The organism is Candidatus Aminicenantes bacterium (assembly GCA_026393795.1).
GTDB lineage: Bacteria > Acidobacteriota > Aminicenantia > UBA2199 > UBA2199 > UBA2199.
The window spans coordinates 1-11211 of the sequence record JAPKZL010000172.1 but is presented as its reverse complement, the minus strand read 5'-3'; the positions used below and the strand labels follow the sequence as shown (position 1 = coordinate 11211).

Annotated in this window: 10 protein-coding genes; 6 read left to right on the top strand and 4 right to left on the bottom strand. The window is 57.3% G+C overall.

Annotation, left to right across the window (positions count from 1 at the left end):
* The first annotated feature begins 296 nt into the window (after positions 1–296).
* Both thrC and NTW95_08210 read left to right on the top strand, forming a co-directional pair.
* Positions 297–1658: a threonine synthase gene (thrC, locus tag NTW95_08215; GenBank protein MCX6557394.1), complete on the top strand. Its 1362-nt coding sequence runs from the start codon at positions 297–299 to the stop codon at positions 1656–1658.
* Positions 1659–1681: 23 nt separating this feature from the next.
* Positions 1682–2887, top strand: a complete 1206-nt coding sequence (locus tag NTW95_08210; GenBank protein MCX6557393.1) for a cofactor-independent phosphoglycerate mutase — start codon at positions 1682–1684, stop codon at positions 2885–2887.
* A 70-nt stretch (positions 2888–2957) separates the two neighbouring features.
* Here NTW95_08210 and NTW95_08205 read toward each other — a convergent pair whose 3' ends face one another.
* On the bottom strand, positions 2958–3566 hold the full coding sequence (locus tag NTW95_08205; protein MCX6557392.1) for a hypothetical protein: 609 nt from the start codon (positions 3564–3566) through the stop codon (positions 2958–2960).
* A 282-nt stretch (positions 3567–3848) separates the two neighbouring features.
* Between NTW95_08205 and NTW95_08200 the strand changes: the two genes are divergently transcribed.
* Genes NTW95_08200 through NTW95_08185 form a run of 4 tightly spaced genes read left to right on the top strand, consistent with a single transcriptional unit; the run spans position 3849 to position 8969 of the window.
* The gene (locus NTW95_08200; GenBank protein MCX6557391.1) at positions 3849–5567 is read left to right on the top strand and encodes a PEGA domain-containing protein; all 1719 of its coding nucleotides are present in this window, start codon (positions 3849–3851) and stop codon (positions 5565–5567) included.
* Positions 5568–5618: 51 nt separating this feature from the next.
* Entirely contained in the window at positions 5619–6566 is a 948-nt protein-coding gene (locus tag NTW95_08195; protein ID MCX6557390.1) for an ABC transporter ATP-binding protein, read from the top strand.
* Positions 6563–7810: an ABC transporter permease gene (locus tag NTW95_08190; protein MCX6557389.1), complete on the top strand. Its 1248-nt coding sequence runs from the start codon at positions 6563–6565 to the stop codon at positions 7808–7810. Before NTW95_08195 ends, NTW95_08190 begins: the two co-directional genes overlap by 4 nt.
* A gap of 37 nt (positions 7811–7847) precedes the next feature.
* Positions 7848–8969, top strand: a complete 1122-nt coding sequence (locus tag NTW95_08185; protein MCX6557388.1) for an ABC transporter permease — start codon at positions 7848–7850, stop codon at positions 8967–8969.
* Between the two features lie 302 nt (positions 8970–9271).
* Here NTW95_08185 and NTW95_08180 read toward each other — a convergent pair whose 3' ends face one another.
* The 3 genes from NTW95_08180 to NTW95_08170 form a co-directional block, all read right to left on the bottom strand.
* Positions 9272–9691 carry a hypothetical protein gene (locus NTW95_08180; protein MCX6557387.1) on the bottom strand — a complete coding sequence of 140 codons (420 nt, stop codon included), beginning with the start codon at positions 9689–9691 and terminating at the stop codon, positions 9272–9274.
* A 280-nt stretch (positions 9692–9971) separates the two neighbouring features.
* The gene (locus NTW95_08175) at positions 9972–10751 is read right to left on the bottom strand and encodes a hypothetical protein (protein ID MCX6557386.1); all 780 of its coding nucleotides are present in this window, start codon (positions 10749–10751) and stop codon (positions 9972–9974) included.
* Positions 10752–10915: 164 nt separating this feature from the next.
* Positions 10916–11211: hypothetical protein (locus NTW95_08170; GenBank protein ID MCX6557385.1), on the bottom strand; the 296-nt coding region annotated here is incomplete at its 5' end.

Here is an 11211-nt window from a genome sequence, read left to right as displayed (position 1 = left end):
CTGGCTACACATTCCTGGCCAAGCCGGATATATTCTTTGACTCCGGCTGATTCAGCATGGCTCATGATAGTCTCCTAAAATGCATGTTTTCCTAACCGAACATTTCCTTGCCTGACGAGCGTCGTTTCGGCTTGACATGTGACCCCATTCAGCCTAAAAAATTTAATAGCATAGGAAAAATTAAAAGTCAAACCGGCTTCTAAGCACCTGGTGCGGTTGACAGGATTGCAAAATAGTTATAAATTACAGGGCGTTGCGGCAAGCTGACCGAACTTGCCGACAGGATAAAGGACACCATGCAGGAACCGATCTTGTTTTACTCGACCAACCGCAAGGCCGAAGCGGTCCCCTTCCGCGACGCCCTGCTCAAGGGGCAGGCCCCGGACAGGGGCTTGTACATGCCGGAACGGATCCCGGTGCTGAGCACGGCTGAAATAGAAAGTTTCGTCGGCCTGCCCTACCATAAAATCGCCGACGTCGTCTGCGGGAAATTTCTGCATGGGCAGATCTCCGGGCCCGAACTGGCGGCCCTGACCAAAGATGCCTACGATTTCCCCGTGCCGCTGGAACTGGTGGAAGGCCGGCAGTTTGTCATGCGCCTCGACCAGGGGCCGACGGCCTCGTTCAAGGATTTCGCCGCGCGATTGATGGGGCGGCTGATCCATCACTACCTGAGACAGGAGAAGTCCAAGCTGCTGATCCTGACCGCGACATCGGGAGACACCGGCAGCGCCATCGCCAACGCCTTTTACGGGCTGGACAACATCCAGGTGCTGGTTCTGTTCCCCGAGAAGGAGGTGACCCCGCGCCAGCGCCGGCAGATGACCACCCTGGGCAAGAATGTCGGCGTCATCGCCATCGACGGCAAGTTCGACCATTGCCAGGCGCTGGTCAAGGAAGCCTTCTCCGATCCCGAACTGGGACATCTCCCCCTCTCCTCGGCCAATTCCATCAATATCGGCCGGCTGGTGCCGCAGACCGTCTACTATTTCTACGCCTACTCGCGCCTGTGCCAGCAGCCCGGCGAAACGGCCGTTTTTTCCGTCCCCTCGGGCAATTTCGGCGACATGATGGGCGCCGTGCTGGCCATGCGCATGGGGCTCCCGGTCAAGCGGTTGGTCATCGCCACCAACGAGAACGACGAATTCCCCACGTATGTCGCCAGCGGCGTTTACCAGGTCATCGAGCCCTCGCGCAACTGCATTTCCAGCGCCATGAATGTCGGCCATCCCAGCAACCTGGCCCGTTTGATCGATCTCTACGGCGGCCGCATGGACGAAAGAGGACGCATCAGCAGCCCGGCCGACCTGGAGCGTCTGCGCCGCGAGATATTCGCCCTGAGCGTCAGCGACGACGAAACGCGGCGGACCATCCGCGTCGCCTACGAGCAGCACGGCCTGCTGCTCGAGCCGCATGGCGCCGTCGGCTGGGCCGGCCTGCGCGAGTATTTGCGCGCCGAACCGGCCCCCGGGCAACTGTGCATTTCCCTAGAAACGGCCCACCCGGCGAAATTCCCCGAGGAGATCAAGGCCATCCTCGGCTTCGATCCGCCGCTGCCGCGCAGTCTCGAAGGGCTCGAAGGCAAAAAGGAAACCTTTGAGCTCATGGCCAACGATTACCCGGCCTTCAAGAAATTCCTGAAAAAGAACTATTCCTGATCGAAGCAAGCGTTGAGGTGCCAATGAAAACCATCGTCATCCTGGCCGACGGCATGGCCGACTACCCCATCGACAAGCTGAACGGGAAAACGCCGCTGATGGCGGCGCACACACCCGCCATCGACCGCCTCTGCGCCCGCAGCCGCTGCGGCCGCCTGGTCACCGTTCCCGACGACATGCCGCCCGGGAGCGAGGTCGCCAATCTGGCCGTGTTGGGCTACGACGCGAAAGCGGTCTACCAGGGGCGCGGCGTCCTGGAAGCGGCCAGCATCGGCGTCGAGCTTGCCGCCGACGACCTGGCCATGCGCTGCAATATCATCTGCATCGAAAACGACAAGATCAAGAACCACTCGGCCGGGCACATCAGCAGCGAGGAGTCATTGCGGCTGATCGAAGCCCTGAACCAAGAGCTCGCCGCTCCGAACATCCGCTTCCACCCAGGCTTCAGCTACCGCCATTTGCTGGTCATCAAGGACGGGAAAAACGATTTCGAATGCACTCCGCCGCACGATGTCCCCGGCACGTTGTTCAGGGAAGTCCTGCCGCGTCCGAAGGGTAAAAGCAGCAAAACGGCCGGACTGTTGACCGACCTGATCATCCGCTCCCAAACCATCCTGTCCAGCCACCCGGTGAACGTACGGCGGCGGGCGCAGGGCAAGGACATGGGTAACTCGATCTGGCCCTGGTCGCCGGGGCATCGCCCGCAGATGAAAACATTCCAGGAGCTGTACGGCTTGCGCGGGGCGGTCATCTCGGCGGTCGACCTGATCTTCGGCCTCGGCGTCTACGCCGGCTTCAAGCCGATCAAGGTCCCCGGCGCCACCGGCCTCTTCGATACCAACTACGAGGGCAAGGCGCAAGCCGCCTGCCAGGCGCTGCGCGACTTCGATTTCGTCTTCCTGCACATCGAAGCCAGCGACGAGGCCGGGCACGAGGGGAACGCCGAACTGAAGGTCGGCACCATCCAGGCGCTGGACCAGCGAATCATCAAGCCCATCGTCGAATGCACGGCAGCGATGAAGGAACCGGTGACCATTGCCCTTCTCCCCGACCATGCCACGCCATGCGCCGTGCGCACCCACACCCGCGACGCGGTGCCGTTCCTGATCTGCCGCCCGGGCGAAGAACCCGACCCCATCTCCGAGTTCAACGAGGAAACCTGCAAAAAGGGCAGCTACGGACTGCTGCATGGCGCCGAGTTCATGAAAGCCTTGCTGCGTCTGGCTTGACCCGCCGGGGCGACAATTTAAACTAGAAAATTATGCCCGGCTATTGTTGGCGTTTTCTGATTCAGATTTGCTATTGGCCGACTTTTTTTACAGCGACCGGAGTATTGAGCGCAGTCGCCGTTGACTGGCGGGAAAGCTCAAACTGTCCGTCCACTTCACTATACATGGACGCCGTATAGGTCCCGCTGACCGTATCCTTGGTCTGGAATTCCCCGATCAGGATCATTTTGTTGCCGCCCGGATAGGTCCACTCGATGGTAAGCTCTTTTCCATCCAAACTGAATGTTCCCACATAGCCTGAATAGTTGGATGTACCGCTTGTCCGCTCGCCGGCCAGGGTTATGGATTCGGTCGCCCACAAGTCGCTGGGCTTGTCGCGCCACTTGAACTCCCAGGTTCCGCGTGGATCGTATTTGGTTTTCAGGACCACGAGGAACAGGACGGCGGCTACGGCAACGACCCCCACGCCGATCAGAATGTAAGGCAAAATGCTTTTATGGCCTGCCGCGGAACTCGCGCTACCGGCTTGCTCAATAAAATTCGGCCCCTGCTCAGCACTGACCGAAACAGCGGCTTCGGTCGCGCCGGCGGCGGACACGGGCTGCGTGGAAAGCTGCAGCAGCCAAATGAACGTCAGCGTCACGAAACAAGCAATCCATTTTTGCGGTTTTTTGATCATGGTTTTTTCCCCTTTTTTTTATGGTCGATCCTTCATCTATATCAATATCCCTTCCTGCCAGCCGAGCTTGACTAGAAAACCGGCAAGGGACATCATTGCCGCAACCAGAAAGAGTGTGCATGCATTCTTGTGCCTTTCACCCTGGTACTATGGACAACTGGCGCAGCAATGTCAATAGTTCCACGGCATCCGGCCGGATGCGAAATTGTCCTTGCCTGGGGAAAAACTTGACTTTCGCGGTCGCTAACCTTATCATGACAAAAATTTTCGGAGTAAAAGAAAATGAAACTGCTCGAAACGCGGCAAAGACCACTGTCCTTTTTCCTGCTCCTTTCTTTCATCGTTTGGGTGAATTCAGCCGTTTTCCCCGTACGCGCCCAGGAGCGCACTCCAGATAGCCAGGCACTCAATCTCATCGATACCGGCAGGGCCCTGTACCAGCAGAAATTGTTCGATGAGGCCCTGAACAAGTTAAACGAGGCTTTGGACCTGGCCCAAGGCAATGAGACCAAGTCCCTGGCCAACCTGGAGATGGCCTACGTCAAATTCTTGCAACAGGGCACGCAGTTGCCGGTCTTCCGTTTCCTGGTCGAAGAGGCGTTGAAGCTGAATCCGGCGATCATAGTCCAGGCAGGGAACTACAAGCCGGGTTTCCTCGAGGCCTTCCAGGCGGTCAAGGCTGATGTTCTCAAGGTGGAAAAGCCCGTTGTCGAAAAACCGGTGCTTGAAAGGGCCGGGAGCGCGAATGTTCAGGCCAAGAAAAGACACTTTCCCTGGCTCGGTGTGATCCTGAGCCTGGCTCTTGTCGGCGGTCTGGTCTATTACTTCCTGATCCTGAAGACCACCCTGCAGGTCGACACCATTCCGTCCGGGGCCAAGGTGTATCTGGACGGAACCAATACCGCCAAAATCACCCCCTGCCAGCTGGAGCCTTCGCTCGGTTCCCATACCATCAAGGTGTCGCTGGAGGGCTACGCCGACCTGGAACGCGAATTCGTGGTCAAGAACGGCAAGAACTCGCTGACCATCCTTCTCGATCTCGGCACCTATTCCATTTCCGCACCCGCCGCCAACGCCAATGTGCAAAGGGCGGCCTCCTGCACCATCAGCTGGGATTCCACGGCCCCGGCGGCCTTGGCTACCACGGTGGTTACGGCCGTCTCGCCGGCAGCCGTCCAGCCGATGGGAGTGACAAGCGTTGACCTTGAACTGTACCAGGAAGAGAGCAAGGTGGCCGACATCGTCAAGGGAGTGGCAAATTCGGGCTCATATTCCTGGAATGTACCGGCCAGCACCGCCGAAGGCCACAATTTCAAAATTCACATCGTCTCCCCGGCCGCCAGCGAATCCCAAGCTTTCGGCCCGGCATTCAATTTGCTCGGTTTCAAAGAGGATTTCAGCGACAATGTCGCCGATTTCTGGCTCCCCGACAATGCCACGTCGTGGAATACCGCCGGAGGATATTTCACCGGCAGCAAGACGACCGAATGGGGCGGATGCGCCGTTTATGATTTTTTCTATTCGGAGACATCGTATACCGTCGAGAGCCGGATGCGCTGGAGCGAATTCAGCGGCAGCAGTAACCCCTTCCTCTTCATCATGCTGGCCACCTCGAAAAACCTTACGAGTAACGCCGGCTATCTGCTGGGCTACGCCATCGACGGCACGGTTTCCATCTACTCGCTCATCAATTTCAAATTCACTGAGCCGCCGCTCGAGCCGCCAACTCCCCTATTTAGCGCTAAAAGCACCGCCGTCAACCTGGGCATCAACAATTGGAACACGCTCAAGGTCGTCCATGTCGACAGTACCTATACCCTTTACATCAATGATACCATGACATACACCTTTGTCGACTCCACCTATAATCCCAACTATCTGGTGCTCGGCTTCATCGGCGCCGGGACGAAGACCAGCTGCGATTTCGACTATGTCACAATGACCGTCGATCCTTCCACCCCGAAGCCTGGGCCGGAAACGCTTTCCCGACGCAGACGATAGGAAAAGCTTAAACTTTTTTGCGCGAATCGGCGAATGTGATACAATTCGCCCATGCAACAACCAATTCTGGAAATCAAAAACCTTTCCAAAGCCTATGACCGCGGCGAAACCGTTGCCCTGGCCAATTTCAATTTGAGCCTGAACAAGGGCGAGGTGCTGGGGCTTCTCGGCCCCAATGGTGCCGGCAAAACGACCCTGATCTCGATCCTGTCGGGAACCCTGCGCGATTTTTCGGGTACGGTAGCCTTCAAGGGCGTCGACCTGTTCAGCGACCGGCGCCTGAAAAACCTCATCGGCATCGTACCGCAGGAAATGGCCTTTTACAAGGACCTGGGGGCGCTGGAGAACCTGATGTTCTGGGGCGGCCTCTACGCCATCCCCGAAAAGGAATTGAAGAAACGGGCCCAGGAACTGCTGTCCCTGGTCGAGCTGAGCAGCCGGGCCAAGGAGCCGATCAAGAAGTTTTCCAGCGGCATGAAGCGGCGCCTGAACGTCGCCATCGGCCTGATCCACAAGCCCGAGTTGCTGCTGCTCGACGAGCCGACGGTGGGCATCGATGTCCAGGCCAAGGTCAGCATCCTGGGCATCATCCGCAACGTCGGCCTGCAGGGGACATCGGTCGTCTTCACCACCCACCAATTGGCCGAAGTGGAGCAGACCTGCACGCGCATCGCCATCATGGACAAGGGGGTGATCCTGGCTCAGGGAACCCTGGACGAGCTCATCCGCATCGTCGGCGAAAAGGAGATCGTGGTGGTCAGCGGCCAATTCACCGCCAACCGCTTTTCCGAAGCCATCAAGAAGCTCAGCCCCAACGGCATCGAGATCCTGTCGGTGTCCGACAACGAAGCCCACCTGGCTTTCGCCAATTCCGAGGGCATTCCCGGCATGATGCAACACCTGTTCCAGCACCAGCTGACGCTGGATGACTTGAAGATAAAATCGCCCAACCTCGAAGCGGTGTTCCTCAAATTGACCGGCAGGAGCTTACGAGATTGAGCCGCACCACCCTGATCATCAAAAACGACATCAAACGCCGCCTGCGCGCGCCCCTGGCCACGGTCCTGTTCATGATCATTCCTTTCGCCATGACCGCCCTGATCGGCATGATTTTCGACCCGGGTTCAGGCACCGAAACCAAGCTGCCGCCGATCAAGGTGCTGCTGGTCGACAAAGACCAGAACCTCGCCTCTAAATTTTTGATCGGCGCTTTCGATCAAAAGCAGCTGAAGGAGATGTTCCAGGCGACGACGGTCAGCGAGGCCGAGGGCGAAAAGCTCATGAAAAAGGGCAAGGCCTCGGCCATGATCATCATTCCCGAGCACTTCAGCGAGGACCTGGCCGACCAAAAACTCAGCCGGCTGGTGGTCGTCAAGAATCCGGCCGAGGAGTTCCTGCCTGACGTGGTCGAGGAATTCGCCAACACCATGGCCGTCGGCCTGTCCGGTGTGGCCCAGGTGTTCGCTGACGAATTGAAGATCATCAAGCTGGTCGGCAACTCCTCCCTGGAGACGCTCTCGATCGCCGAGCTGGCCCCGCTCCTGGAAATGAGCCGCATCAAGATCATGGCCGTCAAGAAATACCTGTCGCCGCTGCTGGTCGGGTTGAAAACCAGTACTATTGCTAAACCAGGGCAGGCTCCCCCAATACAGGGGTTCAACATCTTCGCCTACATCCTGCCCGGCATGCTGATCATGTTCATGCTGTTCATCATCGAGGCCTTCATGCGCGAGATCCAGAACGAGCGCGCCGACGGCAAGATCCGGCGCATGATGTTCTCGCCGCTGACCACCCGCGAGCTCGTCTTGGCGCGAATCGTCGGCGCCTGGCTGCTGGGCATGCTGATCTGCGGCCTGGCCATGGTCATGGGCGCCCTCGTCTTCGCCATCGACTGGGGCAACACCCTCTGGCTATTCCTGCTGGTAGCCGTGACCTGCTTCTGGTGCGCCGCTTTCTTCGGCATGCTCAACGCCTTCTTCAAGAACAAGAACCAGGCCGGGGCGTTCGCCAGCCCGATCATCCTGGTCTCCGCCGCCTTCGGCGGCAGCATGCTCCCGCTGGAGCAGATCCCCGCCGGCATGCGCTGGCTGGCCAAGTTTACGGTCAACAACTGGTTCATCACCGGCTGCCGGCAGGTGGTCGCCCGCGAAATCCCGCTGGCTCCGCTGCTGGTGCTGCTGGTCACGGCGCTGCTGTTCGCCGCAGTGGCCATGGTCGCCCTGCAGCGGCGCCTGACCGTCTGATGCCCGGTCGGACGACGGTGAAAAAAGGAAAACGATCATGAAGAAAATTTGGCATATCGCGAGCGTGGACCTGAAGCTGACGGTCAGGGACAGGGCCTTCTTTTTCTGGTTCCTGGTGTTTCCCATGTTCTTCATCCTCCTTTTCGGCAATCTGTACAAGTCCAACCCCACCGACAAGAAGGCCGCGCTGCTGATCGTCAACCAGGACAAGGGCAAGTGGGGAAACTATTTCATCGAGAAGCTGAAAAGCCCCGGCATCGAACTGACCGTCCAGGCAAGCCCTCCCGATAAAGTCATCCGCATGCTCGTCATCGCCCCCGATTTTTCGGAAAAACTCGCCGCCAAGATTCCTCAGGAGCTGGAACTGAAAAAGGATTCCCAGGCCAACATGGAAGCCGGGGCGGTCGCCGAAACCAAGATCGTCCAGGCCATCACCAGGCTGCTCAGCGAGCTGATCATCTACGGCGACCGGGACATTAAGGATTTTTTCATTGCCCACGCCCCGTTCAACGAACTGGTCAAGGTGGTCACGCGCCTGCCCAAAGACACCGTCGCCACCATCCCCACCGGTTTCGATCATGTCATACCCGGCACCATGGTGCAGTTCATCATGATGATGGTCCTGATCTACGGCGGGGCGACGGTAATGGAAGACCGGAAAAAAGGGGTCATGGGGCGCATTCTTTTTTCAGCCACCAGTTTCGGAGAGCTCTTCGGCGGCAAACTCCTGGGCCGCGTGCTGATGGGGCTCCTGCAGGCGGCTATCCTGCTGGCCACCGGGAAACTGTTCTTTCACCTCCATCTAGGCAACATGCTGCTCTCAGGAACGATCATCATGGTCTTTACCCTAGCTGTGGCCTGTTTGAGCATCTTCGTCGGCTCGGTTTTGAACAAGGAGGAAATGATCGTCGGCGTGTCGGTGCTGGCCGCCAACATGTTCGCCGCGTTGGGCGGTTGTTGGTGGCCGGCCGAAATCGTCCCCCCGACCTTCCGGGCCCTGGGCATGGTCTCCCCCGCCTACTGGGCCATGGATGCCTTTCACCAGGTCATCTTCTTCGGCAAGGGCTTCAGCGCCATCCTCCCCAACCTGCTGATCCTGCTGGCCTTCACCGCCGTGTTCATGGCGCTGGCGCTGCGTTTTTTCAAGGTCAGGGACTGAATTTATTTTAAGTCAGGAAGATTCCGCGCCATCCATTGCCTTGCCTAAAAAAATTGGGTTTGTCCCCGCCATTTCTGAATGATCAGGAAAGAAGCGCTTTACTGAAGTGTGGGGGCGCCAGCGCCAGCAGAACCATAATGATCACCATGTTGCTTTTCATCCTGTCCTCCATTTAAATGATAAAAACCAGCCCACTGCGCAGGGTCAGGCTCAGCGAGCTCCGGAAAGGAGGAACGATACTTGTTTTAAATATAAAATTCAATTAATTGAATTTTTCAACCTCAACAACGAGTTTTCCCGATTTATTCCTCCACGTATTCTATGTGGTAACGCGCCCTGGCCCGTTCATAGATCTTCGTGTCGGTGCCCGACTCGAAAACAAGGGTCAGCCGTTTCTCGGCCGAGTTCTTGCTCATTTTCAACTGCGGTTTCCTGGGGATGACGCTCGAATTGTCGTAAGGGAACTCCTCGCCCTGCAGGAGATGGAGGATTTTGCCCTTCTTCATGATCCTGAGATAGTAGAGTATCGGCGACGGGTACCTGAGGAATTCAAGGTCGTAGGTTCCCTTGGCCAGGATAGAGCCCTCGATGCGCAGGTCCACCGGGATGGAGACATTTTTGAACCTGCAGATCGGGTTCATCAGTTCGGCGTGCAGGTTGAAGGTCAAAACAAACAAGAGTGCGGCCAGGAATACAAGGGCCTTTTTTTTCTTAAAAATCATGCTCTTCCCTCCTTGCCAGTCGTGCCATTGATTATACTTTTTTCGTGAAAATAAAACAATTGCCGATTTTCTTACGAATTGCTATCATTGGGTCATGGGAAAAAAACGTTTCTTGCGCGCTGGCCGCTTGGCGGCCCTGGCGTTCATCGTAGGTTCCTTCAGCGCCAAGAAACTGACCCATGTCCGTATGTACGAGCGCGCCGATTGACGCCCAGCAGGCATCCCTAATTTATTTTTCCCTGACTACGGACAGCGGGCCCGCAGTTCGGTACCTTCCGTCCTAATGACGGATGACCTGTGAGTAAGCGATATTGTTATTCTCGTCGCTTTCGTGGATCACGTGCAGATCGTCGGCGCGCACCTCGAACTTCAAGCTGGTCGCGCCCGAGTAGCTGGATGTCCTCGTGTAGTGCTTCTTCTGATTCTTGTCGAGGTTGGAAAAGGTGTAGCGCTGGACCTCGGCGTAAGAGCCGTTGTTGCGGGAAACCTTCAGGATGGTTACGAAGGAGCCCACCGCCTTGCCGTCCCCCTTGTTCTCCAGGTCCCATTCCACTTTCACGCTCCAGGCCCCGGAGGAGTTGACGCTCTTTATGGCCGCCGATAAATTGCTAACCGCCAGGTCCGGAATCCCCGCCGCAAAGCTCTTTGAATAGTAGTGAATATTATTGCCTTCGGATGATTCGGCCAATTCCGCATCGCAGTCCGCCTCCGCCTTGAAAAAGTAGCTGCCGCCTTCGTTGAAGTCCCTCTGGGTGACATGGCTGAAAGTTTGGCCCGTATAGAGGCCGTCCCGATGCCACGTGTCGAGACTCTGCCACGGAGCGGAGCTGAAACGCCTGTAGGAAAGACGGCAGTTGAAGTGCTGGGCATAGGCGCGGCCGCCGTTTTTGGTCACCACCGGCACATTGACCCGCAAGGGAACAGCCATCGTTTCCACGCGCTCAGCGGCGATGGAATAGATGGATACGTCCGGCTTGTCCGTCGCAACGGCATTCGCAGCCGTGAATAAGGTCGCGCCCAGCCATACGAGAAAAAAACCCAATCTTGCCTTCCCATTCATTTCTCCACCTCCATAGCAACACTATGCTGAGGTCTTCCGAAGCATCTAGTGTTGCTATCCGTTTTTCATTCTGAGATTATTCGCATTTACTGTCAATAGCCAGAAGCGAAAAATATTTTTATTCGGTCCGATCCTTTTTTTTTAGCTGCACCAAGAAATGACGATTATCTTGTGCGTTGGCCGCCCAGGGAGAGGAGCAGGGCATTGAACAGGAAAAACAGAGCGGCGATCAGGCCGCCGATGAGGGCGCCGTTAAGCACCGGGCCGAAGCGCGGCGGCCTTTTCAGCACGCGGAAGGAATCCAGAACGCTTTGAAATCCGACAGCGGCATCGTCGTCCTCATCCCTGAGGGCGGTGAAGGTCAGGATATAGGCGCGCTTCTTCCCGGGCACGAACACCTGGCGGTAGCGCAAGCTTAGCCTGGAGGCCTGGCTTTCATTGGGGAATCGGAACGGCAGCG

Excerpts from the sequence above, each read along its gene's own strand:
- thrC (MCX6557394.1), top strand. The coding sequence starts at position 297 with ATGCAGGAACCGATCTTGTTTTACTCGACCAACCGCAAGGCCGAAGCG.
- NTW95_08210 (MCX6557393.1), top strand. The coding sequence starts at position 1,682 with ATGAAAACCATCGTCATCCTGGCCGACGGCATGGCCGACTACCCCATC.
- NTW95_08205 (MCX6557392.1), bottom strand. The coding sequence starts at position 3,566 with ATGATCAAAAAACCGCAAAAATGGATTGCTTGTTTCGTGACGCTGACG.
- NTW95_08200 (MCX6557391.1), top strand. The coding sequence starts at position 3,849 with ATGAAACTGCTCGAAACGCGGCAAAGACCACTGTCCTTTTTCCTGCTC.
- NTW95_08195 (MCX6557390.1), top strand. The coding sequence starts at position 5,619 with ATGCAACAACCAATTCTGGAAATCAAAAACCTTTCCAAAGCCTATGAC.
- NTW95_08185 (MCX6557388.1), top strand. The coding sequence starts at position 7,848 with ATGAAGAAAATTTGGCATATCGCGAGCGTGGACCTGAAGCTGACGGTC.
- NTW95_08180 (MCX6557387.1), bottom strand. The coding sequence starts at position 9,691 with ATGATTTTTAAGAAAAAAAAGGCCCTTGTATTCCTGGCCGCACTCTTG.
- NTW95_08175 (MCX6557386.1), bottom strand. The coding sequence starts at position 10,751 with ATGAATGGGAAGGCAAGATTGGGTTTTTTTCTCGTATGGCTGGGCGCG.